General features: G+C 53.0%; 22 protein-coding genes. 8 read left to right on the forward strand and 14 right to left on the reverse strand.

The window, feature by feature from the left end:
- Positions 1–56: 56 nt before the first annotated feature.
- The 8 genes from HH216_RS06405 to rpmG all read right to left on the reverse strand — a co-directional run bounded on the left by HH216_RS06405 (position 57) and on the right by rpmG (position 4,752).
- A complete protein-coding gene (locus HH216_RS06405; protein ID WP_169550035.1) occupies positions 57–374 on the reverse strand; it encodes a hypothetical protein in 318 nt (105 codons plus the stop codon).
- Positions 353–796, reverse strand: coding sequence for a hypothetical protein (locus HH216_RS06410; protein WP_169550036.1), 444 nt, complete (start codon positions 794–796; stop codon positions 353–355). Before HH216_RS06410 ends, HH216_RS06405 begins: the two co-directional genes overlap by 22 nt.
- A 24-nt stretch (positions 797–820) precedes the next feature.
- Positions 821–2,131, reverse strand: coding sequence for a 30S ribosomal protein S12 methylthiotransferase RimO (rimO, locus tag HH216_RS06415; RefSeq protein WP_169550037.1), 1,311 nt, complete (start codon positions 2,129–2,131; stop codon positions 821–823).
- A gap of 92 nt (positions 2,132–2,223) precedes the next feature.
- On the reverse strand, positions 2,224–2,763 hold the full coding sequence (locus HH216_RS06420) for a hypothetical protein (RefSeq protein WP_254448710.1): 540 nt from the start codon (positions 2,761–2,763) through the stop codon (positions 2,224–2,226).
- An 87-nt stretch (positions 2,764–2,850) separates the two neighbouring features.
- Complete coding sequence (locus HH216_RS06425; protein ID WP_169550038.1) at positions 2,851–3,195, reverse strand: nucleotidyltransferase domain-containing protein; 345 nt, start codon at positions 3,193–3,195, stop codon at positions 2,851–2,853.
- Positions 3,192–4,166, reverse strand: coding sequence for a signal recognition particle-docking protein FtsY (gene ftsY, locus HH216_RS06430; protein WP_169550039.1), 975 nt, complete (start codon positions 4,164–4,166; stop codon positions 3,192–3,194). The genes HH216_RS06425 and ftsY overlap by 4 nt, the downstream gene beginning before the upstream one ends.
- Before the next feature lie 165 nt (positions 4,167–4,331).
- Positions 4,332–4,487, reverse strand: a complete 156-nt coding sequence (locus HH216_RS06435; RefSeq protein ID WP_169550040.1) for a DUF4295 domain-containing protein — start codon at positions 4,485–4,487, stop codon at positions 4,332–4,334.
- A gap of 79 nt (positions 4,488–4,566) precedes the next feature.
- On the reverse strand, positions 4,567–4,752 hold the full coding sequence (rpmG, locus tag HH216_RS06440; RefSeq protein ID WP_012929817.1) for a 50S ribosomal protein L33: 186 nt from the start codon (positions 4,750–4,752) through the stop codon (positions 4,567–4,569).
- A gap of 154 nt (positions 4,753–4,906) precedes the next feature.
- Here rpmG and HH216_RS06445 point away from each other — a divergent pair, with 154 nt between their 5' ends.
- Positions 4,907–6,130 carry an NADH-quinone oxidoreductase subunit D gene (locus HH216_RS06445; protein ID WP_169550041.1) on the forward strand — a complete coding sequence of 408 codons (1,224 nt, stop codon included), beginning with the start codon at positions 4,907–4,909 and terminating at the stop codon, positions 6,128–6,130.
- Between the two features lie 3 nt (positions 6,131–6,133).
- Here the strand turns inward: HH216_RS06445 and hpt are convergent, their stop codons facing one another.
- Positions 6,134–6,661 carry a hypoxanthine phosphoribosyltransferase gene (gene hpt / locus HH216_RS06450; RefSeq protein ID WP_169550042.1) on the reverse strand — a complete coding sequence of 176 codons (528 nt, stop codon included), beginning with the start codon at positions 6,659–6,661 and terminating at the stop codon, positions 6,134–6,136.
- A gap of 112 nt (positions 6,662–6,773) precedes the next feature.
- On the opposite strand from hpt, the gene HH216_RS06455 reads away from it, so the two are divergent.
- A complete protein-coding gene (locus tag HH216_RS06455; protein ID WP_169550043.1) occupies positions 6,774–8,006 on the forward strand; it encodes a tetratricopeptide repeat protein in 1,233 nt (410 codons plus the stop codon).
- Between the two features lie 73 nt (positions 8,007–8,079).
- Here the strand turns inward: HH216_RS06455 and HH216_RS06460 are convergent, their stop codons facing one another.
- Together HH216_RS06460 and HH216_RS06465 are read right to left on the reverse strand one after the other, a co-directional pair.
- The gene (locus tag HH216_RS06460; protein WP_169550044.1) at positions 8,080–8,550 is read right to left on the reverse strand and encodes an Lrp/AsnC family transcriptional regulator; all 471 of its coding nucleotides are present in this window, start codon (positions 8,548–8,550) and stop codon (positions 8,080–8,082) included.
- A gap of 178 nt (positions 8,551–8,728) precedes the next feature.
- Positions 8,729–9,022, reverse strand: coding sequence for a TIGR03643 family protein (locus tag HH216_RS06465; protein ID WP_169550045.1), 294 nt, complete (start codon positions 9,020–9,022; stop codon positions 8,729–8,731).
- A 133-nt stretch (positions 9,023–9,155) separates the two neighbouring features.
- Between HH216_RS06465 and HH216_RS06470 the strand changes: the two genes are divergently transcribed.
- Both HH216_RS06470 and HH216_RS06475 read left to right on the forward strand, forming a co-directional pair.
- Positions 9,156–9,308 carry a DUF2256 domain-containing protein gene (locus HH216_RS06470; protein WP_408641787.1) on the forward strand — a complete coding sequence of 51 codons (153 nt, stop codon included), beginning with the start codon at positions 9,156–9,158 and terminating at the stop codon, positions 9,306–9,308.
- A gap of 54 nt (positions 9,309–9,362) precedes the next feature.
- A complete protein-coding gene (locus HH216_RS06475) occupies positions 9,363–11,060 on the forward strand; it encodes a glycoside hydrolase family 10 protein (protein ID WP_169550047.1) in 1,698 nt (565 codons plus the stop codon).
- On the opposite strand, the gene HH216_RS06480 is transcribed toward HH216_RS06475, so the two are convergent.
- From HH216_RS06480 to HH216_RS06490, 3 genes are all read right to left on the reverse strand, one after another.
- Positions 11,050–12,279 carry a 4-hydroxy-3-methylbut-2-enyl diphosphate reductase gene (locus tag HH216_RS06480; protein WP_169550048.1) on the reverse strand — a complete coding sequence of 410 codons (1,230 nt, stop codon included), beginning with the start codon at positions 12,277–12,279 and terminating at the stop codon, positions 11,050–11,052. The genes HH216_RS06475 and HH216_RS06480 overlap by 11 nt on opposite strands.
- A gap of 192 nt (positions 12,280–12,471) precedes the next feature.
- Positions 12,472–13,995 (reverse strand): GH3 auxin-responsive promoter family protein, encoded by a 1,524-nt coding sequence (locus HH216_RS06485; protein ID WP_169550049.1) that lies wholly within the window; start codon positions 13,993–13,995, stop codon positions 12,472–12,474.
- A gap of 73 nt (positions 13,996–14,068) precedes the next feature.
- Positions 14,069–14,965 (reverse strand): glycerophosphodiester phosphodiesterase family protein, encoded by an 897-nt coding sequence (locus tag HH216_RS06490; RefSeq protein ID WP_169550050.1) that lies wholly within the window; start codon positions 14,963–14,965, stop codon positions 14,069–14,071.
- Positions 14,966–15,121: 156 nt separating this feature from the next.
- Between HH216_RS06490 and HH216_RS06495 the strand changes: the two genes are divergently transcribed.
- The 4 genes from HH216_RS06495 to smpB all read left to right on the forward strand — a co-directional run bounded on the left by HH216_RS06495 (position 15,122) and on the right by smpB (position 19,542).
- Positions 15,122–17,572 (forward strand): penicillin acylase family protein, encoded by a 2,451-nt coding sequence (locus tag HH216_RS06495; RefSeq protein WP_169550051.1) that lies wholly within the window; start codon positions 15,122–15,124, stop codon positions 17,570–17,572.
- Between the two features lie 20 nt (positions 17,573–17,592).
- Positions 17,593–17,958, forward strand: coding sequence for a hypothetical protein (locus HH216_RS06500; RefSeq protein ID WP_169550052.1), 366 nt, complete (start codon positions 17,593–17,595; stop codon positions 17,956–17,958).
- 47 nt (positions 17,959–18,005) lie between these two features.
- Positions 18,006–18,608: an OmpH family outer membrane protein gene (locus tag HH216_RS06505; protein WP_169550053.1), complete on the forward strand. Its 603-nt coding sequence runs from the start codon at positions 18,006–18,008 to the stop codon at positions 18,606–18,608.
- A 472-nt stretch (positions 18,609–19,080) separates the two neighbouring features.
- On the forward strand, positions 19,081–19,542 hold the full coding sequence (gene smpB / locus HH216_RS06510; RefSeq protein WP_169550054.1) for an SsrA-binding protein SmpB: 462 nt from the start codon (positions 19,081–19,083) through the stop codon (positions 19,540–19,542).
- The last annotated feature ends 88 nt before the right edge of the window (positions 19,543–19,630 follow it).

A 19,630-nucleotide genomic window follows, 5' to 3' on the forward strand; every position in this document is an offset into this window, starting at 1 on the left:
CGCAAGGTTCGGAGACTTGCGGGTTCGGGGTTGCAAGTTGTAGCTGCTTGCCGTCCTTAACACACGGCTGGCGATTTAAACAGTACAATGTCTTCGCTCCAGGAATGAATATCGTTATGAGAGTCGTACACCGCAATACGAGCAATCATGCGTAAACTTTCACTATCTAACTCTCGCCAAAGTAACTCTGTGAGCGAACGGGTCTCCTCATAGTACGAATTCACAGTGTAATCTGCCTTGATGTTCAGCACATAACGCTCTCGCCCGGTTAGATCATCCTCGAAGCTTAGCCAAGCTGTTTCGTACTTCCTGCCTTCTTGATTCACAGAGCATAATGTCTGCGTAACCCGCTCTACCAGTTTTTTCGTATCCATGGTAAAAATCCGGTTTTGTCGTTGGTCAATGCGTTTAACAAATCAAGTGCTTCGGGTTTTTCAATACTAAGGTCATATCGTCGGCTCTCATTCCAGTTGCATATCAGTTGCCAATTAATGGCTAACTCCGAATTAGCACCTTTCTCCCGATCAATTTCGTCTTCCAATCGTTTGCGTAGGCCTGACAATGTCAGTAACTGCGTCAGTTCGTGGGTGAAGAACGCATCACTGCCACGTTTGATAGGTTGTTTGACGGAATAGAAATTATCAAAGTCGAGCAATTTACAGATACGAGCTTTTAATGTGAGTTCTGCCGCGTAACCTGCTAGGTAATAAGCTCCTGACGGAAATTTGTCAACCAGAAATTCTGCCTCTGCCAGTCGCTTGTCAGCCAGCTCTAATATGTCATCAATACTCTTCATATGGTGTGGATAGCCTGATTCACATCAGTTAATGACAGTGCCATACAGATCAAACTCTTCGGCGCGGTCAATCTTGACGTGGGCAAAATCGCCCAGACGAACGTACTGTTGGGCCGGAACGAGAACCTCGTTGTCGACTTCGGGCGAATCGGCTTCGGTGCGGCCAATGAAGTAGCCGCCTTCCTTCCGGTCGAACAGCACTTTGTAAGTTTGCCCAACCTTCTCCTGATTCAACTCGCTCGAAATACCCTGTTGCAACTCCATCAGCTCGTCGGCGCGTTCCTGCTTTACGTCGTCAGGTACATCGTCGGGCATACTGTACGAGTGTGTCTGATCTTCGTGTGAGTAGGTGAACACACCCAGCCGGTCGAATCGCATCCGCTCCACGAACTCGTAGGTTTCGTCGAACAGGGCGTCGGTTTCGCCGGGGTGCCCCACGATCAGCGTTGTGCGGAGCGTGATGCCGGGTACTCGTTCCCGAATCGACCGGACCAGTTCTTCTGTTCGCTCACGGGTTATGCCCCGGCGCATCAGTTTCAGCATCTCGGTCGAGCCGGTTTGCAGAGGCATATCGAGGTACTTGCATACGTTATCGCGCTGCTGCATTACGTCGAGCACATCCATCGGAAAGCCCGACGGGTAGGCGTATTGCAACCGAATCCAGTCGATACCCTCTACGTCGGCCAGCCGGTTGATGAGGTCGGCGAGGTTGCGCTTTTTGTAGATGTCGAGCCCGTAATAGGTCAGGTCCTGCGCGATCAGGATCAGTTCTTTGGTGCCTCGTCGGGCCAGTGATTTCGCTTCCGTCACCAGTTCATCCATCGAACGCGATACGTGTCCCCCGCGCATCAGCGGAATGGCGCAAAACGAACAGGGCCGGTCGCAGCCTTCCGCAATTTTCAGGTACGCAAAATGCGCCGGTGTCGTCAGTAGCCGCTCCCCAACGAGTTCGTGCTTGTAGTCGGCGCGGAGCGTTTTCAGCATCCGGGGCAACTCGTTCGTGCCAAACCAGGCATCGACAGTCGGCATCTCAACTTCCAGCTCGTCTTTGTAGCGGTGCGACAGGCAGCCCGTCACGTACACTTTATCGACAATCCCGGCTTCTTTCGCGTCGGTATAGCGTAGAATGGTGTTGATCGATTCTTCTTTCGCGTTGTCGATAAAGCCGCAGGTGTTGATAACAACGATGTTGGCGTCGTCTTTCTTTGACTCGTGCGTCACGTTCATGCCGTTGCCCTTGAGCTGCGTAAACAGCACCTCCGAATCGACCAGATTCTTCGAGCAGCCGAGCGTGACGATATTAATTTTATTGGTACGTACTCCTTTGGTTTTCAAAACAGAGAATGTTCAGGCGTCAGAAAAAAGTAACGCTGATTATGAGCCGCAAAGTTCGGTCGTGAGCCGGTGCACACGACCGGGCGAAGAAATTAAAATACGGCACTATGACTAATGATGACGCTGACCGGTGCGTTTTGCCCGGCTTTCACCGTAACCGGAAAAATATTGTTCTGTGTGTCGGACAGGTTGGCGTACAGCCCCTTCGGCTCACGCACAACGACGGTATAGCGCCCGGCGGGCAGACTGACGCAGAACTTGCCCGCACTATCTGATTTCACCGTTTTCACCGGCTTTGCTGTCCGAACGGAATTGATAAACCCGTTCTCACCCATGTCGACCTGACTGGCGTTGAGCAGCGGAAAAATCAAGACTTCCCGCACTACCGGTTGCCCGTCTCCAGCCGGGCGCGGGTCGTCGGGGCTAGGCATGTGGTTCCCGCGCTTTTCAGTCACGGTGCCGCAAATACCCTGTTTCGTCGTCACCGATTTACGCGTTTTAGCCTTCCGATGCACCGGTTTCTGGGCTGACGCCGAATAGACAACGCCCAGCAGCAAACCCACTAAAACAAGCCAGGCCGATGCATTGCAGGCCCAGCGGCTACGACAGGCAGGAGCGGAATGAGTATGCATAGTTTATTTCGACGAAAGGGTCTGACTCATAGTTTGCCATTACAGTACCGGCAGCCCGATTCTTCGCAGGGGTCATAAACGAACGCGTCACTGCTCATAGATTATCTGCGCGTCTCTGCGTACTTCTTTGAAAAACGGCTTGGCCGACGTTGCTAACTGCTTGTTTGACACGGCAAATGCTGAAATGTCAATCGAGTTATCGCCGAAAGTTTTGTACAGGGCTGGCGCGATGTTGTTTACTTCGGTAAAAGTCGAAACAGTATCGTCGTTGAGCACCACCAGATAATCGATGTCTGACTTATCGTGATAGTCGCCACGGGCGTAAGAGCCATACAACAGAATCTTGGCCAGCCGATCGCTGTACAGTTCCTGCATGACGCGAATCACGTTGCTGTGAATGGCGTCCAGATTGGCCCCTGAGACCGTGCTCATTTTTTGAAGAATGAATCGACAAACTCCATTTTGTTGAATGTTTGAAGATCATCAATTTTCTCGCCCACGCCAATGTATTTGACCGGAATCTTGAACTGATCCGAAATGCCGATTACTACCCCACCCTTCGCCGTTCCGTCGAGTTTGGTAATTGCCAATGCCGTTACTTCAGTAGCCTTCGTAAACTCAGTGGCCTGAATAAACGCGTTCTGCCCGGTCGAGCCGTCGAGTACGAGCAGCACTTCGTCGGGCGCGTCGGGCGTTACCTTCTGCATAACCCGCTTGATTTTGGTCAGCTCGTTCATCAGGTTGACTTTCGTGTGTAGTCGACCAGCAGTGTCGATGATAACCACGTCGGCGTTCATGTCGGTCGCTTTCTTAACGGCATCGTAAGCAACTGCCGATGGGTCGGTGTTCATGCCGTGCGAGATCACAGGCACCCCAACACGATCGCCCCAAAGTTTGAGCTGATCGACGGCCGCGGCCCGGAATGTATCGCCCGCACCCAGCACGACCTGCTTACCCCGCTTGTGAAACTGAGCCGCGAGTTTACCAATCGTTGTCGTTTTGCCTACGCCGTTCACACCAACGACCATGATAACGTACGGCTTTTTGCCAGCGGGCAGGGCAAAGTCGTCACGGTCCGTCGTACGGCTGGCGGTATCGGCGGTGTTCGTGTCTGACAACAGCCCCGCGATTTCTTCCCGCAGAATCCGGTCCAGCTCGTCGGTGCCCATGTACTTGTCGCGGGCCACGCGCTCTTCGACACGCTTAATGATTTTGACCGTCGTTTCAACGCCCACGTCCGAGGAGATCAGCACGTTTTCAACTTCGTCGAGTACCTCTTCGTCAACCGTTGACTTGCCGACCACGGCACGGCCCAGTTTAGAGAAGAAACTGTCTTTCGACTTTTCCAGTCCCTTGTCGAGCGTTTCCTTTTTTTCCTTCGAAAAAAACCCAAATAAAGCCATCGTGAATGGGCGTAGTTAGTTGCGTGAATGTGTGATGTCGGTTGGCGATGCCCAAACAGGTAGGGAGCTTAACCGACGATGGTAAACAAAGCTATAATAAAAAACGTCCCACCGGGCCGCAAGGGGCAGGTGGGACGTCTCCGTGTCCGGCCTTGGTGAGCCAGATTACGCTTTCAGAGCCGACTGAACTTCGTCGACTGGTACCATTTCTTCCTTAAAGGTGTAAGCACCCGTCTTGGGCGACTTAACAGCTTTGATGATTTTAGCGAACGACTTACCGTTGTCTTTCGTCTTCAGGGTTGCAACTACCTTTTTTGCCATGACAGTATCTGGTTTACGCGGTTGTTCGGTACCGGGTACGCGGCCTTAAACCGCCCCTGTTATCCAACAAACCTGAAGATTATTTAATTTCTTTATGAAGCGTAACTTTCTTCAGGAACGGATTGTACTTCTTCCGTTCGATACGAGCCGGCGTGTTCTTCCGGTTCTTCGTGGTGATGTACCGGGACATGCCGGGAACACCGCTGTCTTTCTGCTCGGTGCATTCCAGAATAACCTGGATTCTATTGGCGCCTTTTTTTGCCATTGTCGTGTCTGTTTTCTCGTAAGGAGCGCAAAGGTACAAAAAATATTGACTACGACAATCTATATCCTGAATAAAATAGATGATTTGTAAGCGGTTAGCTCCCGCAAAGCCATAAATCTATTGATTTACTCTGGCTACTACCGACCTTTACACCGTGACAACGTCTCGTATCATCCAATATGAATACGCCCCTGGCCATTTCCGGGCGTCGGAACCCAATCTGCACCAGCCCGATACACTCGGCGATGGTGAGATGATTCTTAGCATGGGGCCGCAGCACCCATCGACTCATGGTGTATTAAAACTGGAGGTCGTCACCGACGGTGAAATTATCGTGGATGTGGTGCCGCACGTAGGGTACCTGCATCGCTGCTTTGAGAAGCATGCCGAGTCGCTGCCGTTTAACCAGACCATCCCGTTTGTCGACCGGCTCGATTACCTGGCGGCTATGAACTGCGAACATGCCTTCGTGATGGGGGTCGAGCGGATGCTGGGCATTCAGAACGATATACCTAAACGAACCGAGTACATCCGGGTGCTGGTCGCGGAGCTAAACCGCATTGCCGCTCATTTCGTCGCTATTGGTACCTACGCGCTCGACATTGGTGCCTATACGCCTTTTCTGTGGCTGATGCGTGACCGGGAGCATATTCTGCGGCTGATGGAATGGCTGAACGGTGCCCGGATGCTGTACAATTATATCTGGGTCGGCGGACTGTTCTACGATTTGCCGGTAGGCTTCGAGGAACGGTGCCGCGAGTTTGTCGCTTACCTCCGGCCCAAGCTGACCGAGTTGCGGCAACTGGTTATAGAAAACGAAATTTTTGTGAAGCGAACAGCCAACGTTGGCGTGTTGCCGCTTCCTGTCGCCATCAATTACGGTTGTACCGGGCCCGTATTGCGAGGCTCCGGACTACGCTATGACCTGCGTCGGGTAGATGGTTATTCGGTTTATCCGGAACTGGAGTTCGACATTCCAATTGGCGAGGGAACGATGGGTACCGTCGGTGATTGCTGGGATCGCAATCAGGTGCGGGTGCGGGAGTGCCACGAATCGCTGCGTATCGTAGACCAGTGTCTTGACCAGTTGCTGGGCGATCATCGTCGGACCCGTGATTATGACCCGCAGGCGGTGATACCCAAGAAAATCCGGCCGAAAGCAATGGACTTTTACGCCCGCGCCGAAAGTGCAAAAGGCGAACTGGGCTTCTTCTTCCGCACCGATGGTAAGTCAGACGTACCGGTTCGCTGCCGGTGTCGCTCCTGCTGTTTTCACAACCTGTCGGTTATCGGTGAAATCAGTAAGGGAGCTATGTTGGCTGACCTAGTTGCGATTATTGGCTCGATCGATCTGGTTATGGGTGAAGTCGACCGGTAGCTCTTAAGACGCCAGCACCATAATTTCGTCGGTGTTGCGGCCCAGGCCGTCGTAATCGAGACCGTAGCCGAGCACAAACTGGTTCTCGATTTCAAAACCGACGTACTGTAGTTCGACCGGCTTTTTCAGGGCTTTAGGCTTGAACAGCAGCGTAGCAATCGCCAGCGACGCCGGATTTTTAGCCTTTAACTGCTCGCAGACGTCGCAGATGGTCAGGCCCGTATCGACAATATCTTCGATCACGATCAGGTCACGCCCTTCAATCTGATCGGTCAACCCCAGAATTTCTTTCAGCTGTCCGGTGGTCTGCGTGCCCGTGTACGAAGCGACCCGGATGAACGTGATTTCGCAGGGAATCGTCAGACGCTTCATCAGATCAGCGGCAAACAGAAATGCCCCGTTCAGAACTACGACGATCAATGGCGTTTTGTCTGCGTAGGTCTGGTTGATTTGCCCGGCCAGTTCGACAATACGCTGCTGAATGGCATCAGCGGCAATAAACGGCACGAACGTTTTATCGTTGATAGTCATGAAATGAGGTGTCGGCGAAGATCAAAGATACGGCGGGGGCGGGTAGCCGACAAAAAAATGCAAAAAAACGGGTCAGGCAAACGGACTTTCAGCTGATTACGTTGATACAGGTATGACACCCCAACTGACAAAAAAATGGCTGCTGACGGCGTGGCTGCTGGGACTGGCATTCATGGCAAAAGCCCAGCTGTATGATCCGTCGGCGTTCGATAAAAAATACGATGGTCTGCTGAAGCACCCCGGCGTTCAGATTGAATCGGCGGAGGCTATCAACCAGATGTACAATTACAAGTTCTACGATGCCGATAAGGAGTTTCGGTGGTTGCGGCTGCGCTACCCGAAACACCCGATGCCATACTTCCTGCTGGGGCTGGCGGAGTGGTGGAAGATCGTGCCGAACACCGATGTTACCGACTACGACGATAAGTGTATCATGTACATGGACTCGACCATTGCACTGGCCGAAAAACTGTACGACAACAGCGAAAACAAGCTGGAACCAGCGTTTTTTCTGGCGGCTGCTTACGCGTTTAAAGGTCGGTTGTATTCCGAGCGGAAGAAGTGGACAAAGGCGACTTTTGCCGGTAAGAATGCGCTGAAATATTTCCAGCAGTGTAAGGGCAATGCGGATTTCAGTCCTGAATTGCTCTTCGGCGACGGGATGTACAACTACTACGCCCAGTGGATTCCGGAAAATTACCCGTTGCTGAAGCCAATCCTGATGTTCTTTCCGAAAGGAAACAAGCAGCAGGGTATCAAGGAACTTGAAAAAACGGCCAACTCAGCGTTTTATACGCGGGTCGAAGCGCGCTATTTCCTGCTTCAGATCTACAGCATGGAAAATCAGTACGAAAAAGCGTACGAGATGGCCAAGTATATGACCGAGCAGTATCCCGACAACCCGTTCTTCGAGCGGTACTATGCCCGGTCGGCATTTGTTGTTGGCAAGATTGCGGAGGCTGAGCGACTGTCGAAAGATATTCTGGATAAAATCAGTCGGTCGCAGTCGGGCTACGAAGCTGTGAGCGGTCGGACGGCGGCTTACATCGTTGCTTACATCAACCAGCACTTCTACAAGAACAACGCGCTGGCGAAGGAGTACTACCAAAAGTCGATTGATTTTGCGAAGCAGTCGAATTCAACCAATGCGGGCTACTACTGGTCGTCGGTGCTGGCGCTGGGTAAGATTGCCATGCAGGAGAAACAGTATGATCAGGCGCAGGCTTATTTCAACGAGGTGACGGATAAGGCAGAACGCAAATCCAGTCAGTACAAGGAAGCGAAAAAGTCGCTCGACGAGTGGAAGAAGATTCGGCGGGAAGAACGGCGAAAACGGCGGGACTAACCCAGCAGCTATACAAAAAGGCCGCAGGATCCAATCGGAATCCTGCGGCCTTTTTGGGCTTATACCCGGCTTATCAGGGGATAGGCAGTACTTTGCTTTCTTTGAATGTCGACATGATCACCATCGTTTGCGTGCTGGCGACTTCATTGATTTCGTTGATGACATCAAGCATCAGGGCCTGATACGTCGAAATATCTTTCGACACGACTTTCAGCAGGAAATCGCCTGAGCCGGTAATGTGGTGGCACTCGATAATCTCGGGAATCTTGTTGACCTGGTCGACAAACGACATGGTCGTGTCTTTTTTGTGACCGACCAGCGTCACCATAACGAACGTAGTTACGCCCAGACTGACTTTATCCCGGTTTAGCTGGGCGTGGTAGCTTTGGATAATGCCCGACGTTTCAAGCTTTTTGACGCGCTCCAGCGTAGGGGCAGGCGACAGGCCGATTTCTTTGGAAAGCTGGGCGTTTGTAATTTTTGCGTTGGATTGTAAGATCTCAAGAACGTTACGATCTATATGATCTAACTTTTGGCTCGACATAAACGAAGCGTTATCTATGAAAGGTATTGTCTAAAAAGGATGTGCAAGGTAGCCAGTTTTTTAGAAGAAAAAGGTCTAAAAATTATTGGTTTACTGCAAAAGGCGGAATATACGTTGCCTATTCATACAATTGACGCGGCAAAACTAACGGAAAATTAGGGGATGCCAAATGCGCTGCTTATCGTTTGGCTATCTTATTGAGTGTCACGGTCCGTTGCTGATTCGATTTGAAGCGGGCATCGTCAACGGCCGACAGGGCCGCGTGCTTGGTTGACCGCCCCTGCACACGGGCCCGCCACCGACGCCACGATGCGGGCTTCAATTCCCGGCGCATCAGCTCGATCACCGCCTGCTCCGACAAGCCAAACTGACTTTCTATAGCATCGAACGGGGTACGATCTTCCCAGGCCATTTCAATAATTCGATCGATATCGGTATCGGCCAGGTCTGCTGGTAGTTCTGCTTGTTTCATGGGGGGCTAACGTAAGAATGGTCGGTACCGTGTCAATAAGTTAGGCAACGGAATCAATACGTGGATTACGCGGCTTGGTCGGTGCTGCCACCATAAACCAATCCGTAAAACGAACTGTTTTTTATCCATGAAGATGCGGAAGAAGTCGGAGTTGCCGACGAAAATTTGCCCGGTATGCAATCGGCCGTTTGCATGGCGAAAAAAATGGGAACGTGACTGGGACAGTGTCGTCTATTGCAGCGATGCCTGCCGTTCGGCCAGTAAGCGGCAAAAATCGATCGACTAAAGCATGCCTGTCCGGCTGGTGGTCGTTATTTTTGGCAGATAACTTGTCCTGCCAATGCGCGTTACCGCTCTCGTTAGCTTTCTTTTCCTGTTCCTGATTGGTATTAGCTGCCGCCGACCGCAGCCAGTGGTTGTGCGCAAACCCGCCCCCCGGCCTGCCACGAAGCCCGTAGCAGCTAAACCGCTGCCTGCCAAAGCACCTACTCCTAGGCCGACCCCGACCAAACCTGCCATGGGTACGCCCGCACCGATCGATACGGTGGCGTATGAGCTGGCCGACGCCGACGCGTCGGCTCCACCAAAGCGGGAGTTTCGGGCCGTCTGGATTGCAACCATCGACAATATCGACTGGCCCAGCCGCAAAGGATTGCCCGTTGCCGATCAGCAGCGTGAGATTGTTTCGATGTTCAACGCCCATCAGCAAATGGGGCTGAATGCGGTTATCGTGCAGATTCGGTCGGCTGCCGATGCGTTCTATGCGCGGGGTTCCGAGCCGTGGTCGGAATGGCTGACCGGTCAGCAGGGGTTAGCGCCGGAGCCGTTCTACGACCCGATGGAGTTTATGATCGAGGAAGCCCATCAGCGCGGACTGGAGTTCCACGCGTGGTTCAATCTCGACCGGGTAACGTTCAGCAGAAACTCCAGCGTCGCGACCAGTAACATTATGTATCGGCACCCCGAATGGCTACTGAGTTATGGTGGCCGTAAGCTGTTTAATCTGGGCCTGCCCGCCGTTCGCTCCTACATCGCTGGTATTGTGGCCAACGTCGTGCGGGAGTACGATGTCGATGGGATTCACTTCGACGATTACTTCTACCCATACGCCGAACCCGGTCAGGTACTGCGCGACGATAGCACGTATCTGGCGAACTACAACGGCATGAAAAAAGAGGACTGGCGACGCGACAACGTAACCCGGCTCATCCGGGAATTGCGCGACTCGATCCGGGCCAACAAGCCGTGGGTAAAGTTTGGTATCAGTCCGTTTGGCATCTGGAAAAACAAACGCAACGATGTCGAAGGCTCCGAGACGAATGGTGGGCAGTCTTACTATGACAACTACGCCGATACCCGGCAATGGATTCGGGAGGGGCTGATGGACTATATTGTGCCTCAGGTGTACTTCAGCACCGAATTTGGTCGCGCACCCTATAGAACGCTGGTCGACTGGTGGACGCGCAACCTGCGTCCAACCTGCCATTTGTACGTTGGGCAGGCTATCTACCGGGTCGGGCGGGGTTCCGAGCGTGATCCGGGCTGGGGTAAACTAACGGAATTCCCCGACCAGATCCGTCATAACCGGCTGGCTCCGGGCGTGAAGGGCAGCGTGTTGTTCAGCGCGAAAAACATTACGCTCAATCCCATGGCGTTCCGTGATTCGTTGCAGCAGAATTTCTACCGGTACACAGCGCTGGTCCCCGCCATGCCCTGGCTCGACAGTATCCCACCCCTGCCCCCGCGCGACCTACGCGCAGCCGACACACCAGACGGGGTTGAACTGCGCTGGCTGCAACCCGTTCCCGCGCTCGACGGCGACGAGGCAAACGGCTATCTGGTGTATCGGTTTGAAGGCCACCGGCCGCGTATTCGCCTGAACGACCCGCGTTGCATTGTCGGTCGGTGTAACGGCGAACTCAGCACGCAGTTTGTCGATCGTGCGGCTGACGTGCACAAAAAGTACGTGTACGTTGTGACGTCGATTGACCGGTTGAACAACGAGAGCCGGGAGGTATTTGTAAAGATCAGGCACTAAACGCCTGCATGACCGTGTCGATGGATTGTGCGTCGGGAAAAAAGCTGACGAGTCGCAGCAGAATGCCCTCCACCACCGCGTCGGGGCAGGAGGCTCCGCAGGTCAGCAGGATTGTAACAGGCCGACGGTTGGGAATGAACTGCTCCGTTACAATCTCGGCTTTGGTCGATAAATCGAAGTGGCGAATCAGGTCAGCCGACAAAATCTTCTGGTCTGACTCGATAAAATAAGTCGGCAACTTCTCGGCGCACAATTCGACCAGGTGGGCGGTGTTCGACGAATTGTACCCACCCGCCACGACCGCAAAATCGGCCGGGTAAGTCAGCAGCGCGTAGGTCGCGTCCTGATTATCGTTGGTGGCGTAGCAAAGCGTGTCGCGGGTATTGGCGAAGTGCATGTCGACCTGATCGGGTTGCAGCTGATACTGGTCAATCATTACCTGCTTCAAATAATCGGCAATGCCCTGTGTGTCAGACGCTAGCATAGTCGTCTGGTTCACAACGCCAATGCGCTGCAAATCGCGGTCGGGGTCGAAACCGGCGGAATACTGGTCGGCAAATTCGCTGTAGAATTGCTCCGCCGGGAGCTCGTGGGTGATATACTGAGCGAGCCGTTTGGCCTGCTTCATATCTTTCACCACAACCGTAGGGGCGGCTTCCTTACTGTGCGAAAACGTCGCCCGTGTCTCTTCGTGCGTTGGCTTGCCGTGTACCACAACCGTATAGGCCTTCTGGCCAATCTGCCCGGCTTTATTCCATACCTTTTCCACAAATGGGCAGGTCGTATCGTAGCGGGCCACGTCGAGACCAATCGCGGCAAGTTGCTGTTGGGTTTCGAGGGTTGTACCGAATGCCGGGATGATAACTACATCGTCGGCCGTCAGATCCGACCACGGGATAAGTTGCCGACCGGCCGTATCCATGAGAAACTGCACACCCCTCGCCTGTAAATCAGCGTTTACGTCGGGGTTGTGAATCATCTCGCTGAGCAGATAAATACGTTTACCTGCATTCTCCGCAATGGCTTTGTAGGCAATCTCGATGGCGTTTTCGACGCCATAGCAGAAACCAAAATGCCGGGCTACCAAAAACCGAACGGGGCCGAAATCAAGCACCGTGGGGGTAAAATCTCGCTTGAGTTTGTCGCGCTTCCGTCGAAACTCTTTGATTGGTGAAATGACGTGGCTGCGGTAATAGTCAGGAATGTCGAACGATTTCATGATTCGGCGGCTAAACGGCCCGGTGGTAATGCGTCCTGCAAAACTACATCCGGTTGCTTTGTTAACAATTGGCCGGGGGGCTTCGTTCTCAGGCACACTCTCTGCTACCGTGCCGCTCAAACAACTCAGGAACAAAAACTGAGCGTACTAACTTGTGTGCTGTTGCGGGAGAAAAAGGTAGGGCGGGGCTAATCAGCGCGAGAGTACCCGACCAAGGATGTCATCCAGGTATTCGCGGGTGTTAGCCAGCCGGGGTACTTTGTGTTGACCGCCCAGTTTGCCGCGCTGCTTCATCCAGGTGTAGAACGTACCACGGGGTACCACATGGATGCGGGGTGGGCGCAGCACAAAGTCGTTGTATCGCTTGGCGTCGTAGTCCGAATTGATCTCCCGTAACGTCTGATCGAGAATCTGTTCAAATCGGCTCATGCTGACGGGTTCCTGCGCGAATTCGATAATCCATTCGTGGCAACCGCTCGTGCCGTTACCCATATAAACTGGTCCAGCAGTATAGTCAGCAATCACAGCGCCGGTTGCTTCGCAGGCGCGGGTAACGGCCACTTCCGCGTTTTCCACGATCATTTCTTCGCCAAATGCATTGATGAAATGCTTGGTGCGGCCGCTTACCTTCAGGCGGTGCGGGTACAGCGACGTAAACCGGACGGTATCGCCCACGCGGTAACGCCATAGCCCGCCGTTGGTCGAGACGATGAGCGCATAATTCTGGTCGAGTTCGACTTCGTCGATCGTTAGTGCTTTCGGGTACGGCTGATTCGATTCCGCGATGGGCACAAACTCGTAAAAAATGCCATAGTCGAGCATAAGCAGCATCTCGCCGGGCCGACCCATATCATCCTGGATGGCAAAAAATCCTTCCGATGCGTTATACACTTCCTGATACCGTACTGACTCTGAGGGGAATACCTGCTGCCGGAACAGGTCGCGGTAGGGTTGGAAGTTGACAGCCCCATGAACGAGCAGTTCAAAATTGGGCCAAACTTCCAAGATGTTTTGCTTCCCCGTCCGGGCCAGAATCTTATCGATCAGCACCAGACCCCAGGTCGGCGCGCCGAGCATACTGGTTACGTTCTGATCTTTCGTAATGTCGGCCATCCGGTCGAGCTTACTTTCCCATTCGTCCATCAGTGCCACCTCCACCGATGGCGTGCGGATGAATTGCGCCCAGCTTGGCAGGTTTTTCATGACCACCGCCGACACATCACCGGCGGCACTGTTGGCCGCGTAAGGGTTGCCCTGCAAACTACCGCCAATCGACAATCCTTTACCATCAAACGTCCGGCTGTCGGGGTGGTTGGCCACGTAGAGGGCCATCATGTCTTTGCCCCCTTTGAAATGCCCTTCGTCCAGCGATTCGGGCGTAACGGGAATAAACTTGCTGCGGGCATTGGTGGTGCCCGACGATTTGGCGAACCACCGCACCGGCGACGGCCACAGTACTTTACTTTCGCCCATCATGACCCGCTCGATGTACGGAAACAGGTCTTCGTAGCTGGAAATGGGAACCTGCCGCTGAAAATCAGCGACGCTGCGGATGGATTTGTACTGATGCTGCTTCCCCCACTCTGTACGCGTTCCCGACCGGATGAGCTGCGAAAAGGTACGCTGCTGCACCGCGCCAGGATCTTTCATCATGGCTTCGATGCGGGGCAAACGCCGTTGCAACAGCCATTTAAGCGTAGTGTTTAAGAGGGTCATGGTGCTAAAGTAAGCAGAAATTCGCCCGGCCAGTTTGACCTGATTTTAAAACTCGTCTTCGATGGCTTAGTTTTCACAAACCCACTGCCCGGTCTGGGTAATCGGTAATTAACCCATCGATACCCCAGCGTTTAAGCCGTTCCATATCCTTTCTCTGATTGACCGTCCATGGAATAACCTGAATACCCTGTTCGTGCAGCGATTGAATGGTTTTTCGGCTTAGTAGTCGATAATACGGGCTGTAGATGGCTGGTTTGAAACCCAGCTCTGCCAGATTCTTTTCTGCCCCGCGCAGGTTCTCGACCAGTGCCGCCAGCCTGACAGTTGGGTAATGACCTGCATCGGCCTGCTGCTTCCAGTGTTTGAGCACCGCAAAGTCAAAGCTCTGAATGATGATTCGGTTTGCCGGAAGCCGGTCTTTCAGCACCGTCTGTACCAAATCACAAAAAGGCGCGGGTTCCGGCTGACTGATATTGTACTCACTGGCTTCGCTTTTCAGTTCGATGTTGTAAGCCACCGGCGGCAGATTATGCACCTGCCGATACGCTTCGACCCGCTCGATTACTTCGGAAAGCAACGGTTTGTATGCCTTTAATCGTTGCTGTTCGGGGAACTTTGGATTGCCGTTCGAACCGGTGTCGTACCGACGTATCTCGTCGTAGGCCAGCCGGTATAGGTTGAGTTCTTTCTGCCGCGCTTTATCGACCGGCTTTCCATCGGGCGCAATGCTAAAGTCAGCGTTAAAGTAAGGGTCGTGCGACACGACCACCTGTTTGTCCTGGCTAATAACTACATCCATTTCCAGCGTCGTTACGCCCAGATCAAGTGCTTTGATAAATGCCGGAATGGTATTTTCCGGCATCAGACCCCGGCAACCGCGATGCCCCTCGATGTCGAATGAGGCTGGTGGCTCAGTAGTGGGTGAAGTCATGGAAGTCAGGAACAGCAGCAGAGCAATGGGTAGGCGCATGGGATAAGCAACTGAATCTGACCTCAAAAGTACACGACCATTCACAAATACCTTTCTTTTTATCGCAGAACCCACCAGCCGTAAAATGCATGAATTTTTAGTTGAATGGCGGAATAGCAATCTTGCAGAACCAACCCCTACTCCTCATTCCGTTCTATGCGTTATTTCGCTGCTTTGGTTACGGGTCTGCTCACTGTCGCACTCGTCTGGGCCTTAAACCGATCGTGGGGCAGCATTCCCGCATTCGGCCCCTTGCTGAGTCCCTTTACGGGTTTCTGGCAAAATGCGGAAACCACGCATACCAATGATGAGGAACTATCGGTAGCTGGTACGCAGGAGCCCGTCACGGTGCTGATCGACGATATGGCTGTGCCGCACGTGTTTGCCCGCAACGACCATGACCTTTATTTCGCACAAGGCTACCTGACCGCCCGCGACCGGCTCTGGCAGATGGAGTTTCAGACGCACGCGGCTGCCGGTCGTTTGTCGGAAGTGGTGGGTAGCCGGGCACTTGAGCTGGACCGTTTTAACCGGCGTATGGGCATGGGATTCGGTGCTGAGCAGACGCTGGCCGAGATGAACAAAGACCCGCAGACGCGGGCGATGCTGGAAGCTTACTCGGCAGGTGTCAATGCTTGGATCAGGCAGCTCTCCCCGGCGAAATATCCGGTCGAGTACAAGCTGTTGGGGTATACGCCTGAAGACTGGACACCACTGAAGTGCGCTTTGCTGCTCAAAGCCATGACCAGTACGCTGGCGAGCGGGGCCGACGATTTGCTGATGACCAACGTGCTGCGTAAGTACGGACCCACCGTCACGGCCGATCTATTTCCCAACTATCCGGCGCACGAAGACCCGATTATTCCGGTGGGTACGAAATGGGATTTTATCCCGTTGCCGATACCCGAAATACCGGCCGACAGCGGGCAAAATATCGCTGACCTGCCCGACTTCGCGATGACTCAGGCGATGAAACACCCACGGGCGAACCCGGCAATTGGCTCAAACAACTGGGCTGTGGGCGCAGAAAAATCGGCAACGGGCCATCCCATCCTGGCGAATGATCCCCACCTAACGCTGAGCTTACCGTCGATCTGGTACCAGATTCAGCTTGTTTCGCCGACGGTAAACGTATACGGCGCGTCGTTACCGGGATCGCCCAACGTGATTATCGGCTTCAATAAAGACGTAGCCTGGGGTGTCACCAACGTTGGCTCCGACGTGCTTGATTTTTACGCGATCAAGTTCCGCGATGCATCACGCCGGGAATACTGGCACGACAACCGGTGGAAACCTGTTCGTCAGCGCATCGAGCAAATCGCGGTGAAAGGGCAACCGACAGTCAGCGACACCGTGCTGTACACGCATCATGGGCCGGTGGTCTATGAGACCGGTCAGAAATCGTTCAAGCGAAACATTCCGGTTGGCTACGCGGCTCAGTGGATTGCGCACAAACCGTCGAACGAATTAATCTGCTTTTACCAGCTCAATCGTGCCCGCAACTTCGCCGACTATCGAAAAGCACTGGCGTATTACGTGGCCCCAGCGCAAAACTTCGTTTTCGCTGATAATCAGAACGACATCGCTATTTCACCCAACGGCCGGTTTCCGCTGAAATGGCGACAGCAGGGCAAATTTATGCTCGACGGTACCAACCCCGCCGACGACTGGCACGGCTACATTCCTGCTGAGCAGAATCCGCTGGTGAAAAACCCACCCCGGCACTTTGTCAGTTCGGCGAACCAATCATCTACTGACCCCACGTATCCGTACTACCTCAACTGGATTTTTGCGCCTTACGAACGAGGGGAACGGATAAATGATCGGCTGGCACAGATGAACCGGGCGACCATCGATAGCCTACGTCAATTGCAAAACGACGTGCACAACCTTCGCGCTGCCGATGCTTTGCCGACCCTCTTACCGCTGCTGTCGGAAAAAGGATTGAAACCTGCCGAGTTGCAGGCATTACAAACGCTTAAACAGTGGAAACTAAACAACGATGCGGCTGAAGTAGGCCCGACGATCTTTACTGAGTGGACAACTCAGCTGATGCGTGCCGTTTGGGCTGATGATTTCAACGAAGGCGATACGCTGCCTATGCGTCCACCCACCTTCGACCGTACACTGACACTGATGAAGCGTGATACCGGCTCCCGTTGGTTTGACAACACGAAAACGTCCGCTCGCGAACACCTGCCGCAGATTATGCAGGAGAGCTTCCGCGCCACCTGTGATACGCTGACCCGCAAATACGGTGCTGTTGGTAAGAACTGGGCGTGGGGACCCTACAAAAGCACCGACATTCGCCATCTTATCCCCGGCCTCGACGCATTCAGCGTGATGGATCTGGACGTTGGCGGTGGGGCTGGTATAGTCAACGCAACGACCGAACGGACGGGCCCCTCGTGGCGAATGGTCGTTGCGCTCGGGCCAGAACCGAAAGCCTACGGCGTGTATCCGGGCGGGCAGTCAGGTAATCCCGGTAGTCCGTACTACGTGAATATGGTAGAGACGTGGCGGCAGGGTAAGCTAAACGAACTACTCTATTTTACGTCGTCACAAGCCAAGCACGCGCGTATTCGGCAGCGTGTCACGCTGAAATAAATTGCTGAGAACCAAAAGACATGATTCAGATCGTACTCATCATCTTACTTAGTGCACTGGCGCAGCTTGTACTGCCGTGGTGGAGTCTGGCAATCGTTGCGTTTAGCGTATGCGCCTGGCGCAGTACGAGTGGTGGTCAGGCGTTTATGGCCGGTTTTGTGGGTACTGCGCTTGTTTGGCTGGTGTATGCCCTCATCATTCATCTGCACACCAATGGCATTTTTACTAGCCGAATGGGCTTACTGCTTTTTAAGTCCGGCTCAGCTGTGTTGCCGCTGGTGGTAACGGCGATCCTGGGCGGATTGGTCGGGGGATTGTCGGGGCTGACCGGCTTTTTGACCCGTCGGTCCATAAACCCGGCGGCTCGTACCCCGAAAAACGCATAAACCATTACCTTTGCCGGATAAACTATCACCAACCAAGTCGATTACCTGTGAAGAATGCCTCACTGATTATCAATGCTGTACTGGCTGTTGCCGTCGCTGTTTTGTACTATCTCCACTTCAAAGACCGTCAGCCAGACGTTGAGTCGGTAGTTGCTAAACCCGCAGCCGCGAAAGGCCGTGAAATCGTTTACGTCAACGTCGATTCACTGTTGACTAAATACGAGTTCTTCAAAGACACGCAGAAAGTACTGGAGAGCAAGCGCTTTCAACTGGAAAACGATCTGGCTACCAAAGGCCGCAACCTCCAGAATAAAGTGGCTTTCTTTCAGCAGCGGGCTGCTACCATGACGCAGGAGCAGGGCCGGGCAACCGAAGCTTCACTGCAAAAGGAGCAACAGGATTTGCTGGCTTACCGTGAGCGGGCCGCCCAAAATCTGGCGGTTGAGGAGCAAAACAAGAACAAGCAGTTGTACGACCAGATCTACGACTACCTGAAAAAGGTGAATGCAACGAATAAGTACGAGTTTGTACTTGGCTACACCAAAGGTGGTGGTATCCTGTTTGCTGACCCCTCCGGCGACCGTACGAAGGTTGTACTCGACGGCCTGAACAAAGAATATAAAGACAAGCCAGCGCCTGCCAAGAAATAAGCGAAGTGGCACCAATAAAAAAGGGTCACTGCTCAGCTGAGCAGTGACCCTTTTTTATTGGTCAGCCTATGTGAATACATGAAATCATGGCACTGTTCTTGTGCCTGTTCATCCTCATTTTATTATAGTAACATCGGCGAATCGTTTCATTTTAAAGCGAAAAGTTAGCGCACCCAGTTTCGCCATAAAATCGGTTTATACTGGTTCGGGCATCGTTTTTGCCACTATCATCTCTGGCAGTTTACGGATTTTCTACAAAGCGTACTGCTTACATCGCCGTGGTTTGGGCCGGTGCCGTACCGGGTCTTGAGGCTGTGACTTCGCTACCGTTTTTTACAACGAAAACACCGGCCCACCAGGCGACCTGTAAATGCTCTTGGGAAAGACAAACTTCACTTCGGTCACAAACCTGTTACAGCCTCCCTGCGTTTCTGTCTAATACGGCTACCTTTGCCGACCTTATTGGACTGTTATGGCCTCTTCGTCTATTGTTAAACGCGTTGACATCCGCAACCGCCGGGCGTCATTCGAATACAGCTTTCTTGAAACCTACACCGCTGGTATTGCCCTGACCGGTACAGAAATCAAATCGGTACGTCAGGGTAAAGTCAACTTGCAGGATGCTTACTGCCTGTTGCTGAACGATGAGTTGTACGTACGTCAGATGAATATCGCTCTATACTCTGAAGGAACGCACTACAACCATGAACCACTCCGTGACCGTAAGCTGCTACTGACGAAACGCGAACTGCGCCGGCTGACCGAAAATTTGAAAGATCAGGGACTCACTATTGTGCCTGTACGCATGTTTACCACTGATCGGGGATTCGCGAAACTGGATATCGCCTTGGCAAAGGGTAAAAAGCTTTACGATAAGCGCGATAGTATCAAGGAGCGCGACGTTAAACGCGATATGCAACGCGAACAATACTAGCCTACCAATCAAGAATAGTAAGGGCTTGTAATTTTTCAACAGTTGTTGCTGTTATGTGGATAACTCTGTAACTTGCTACCGTACAGAG

The organism is Spirosoma rhododendri (assembly GCF_012849055.1).
Lineage (GTDB): Bacteria > Bacteroidota > Bacteroidia > Cytophagales > Spirosomataceae > Spirosoma > Spirosoma rhododendri.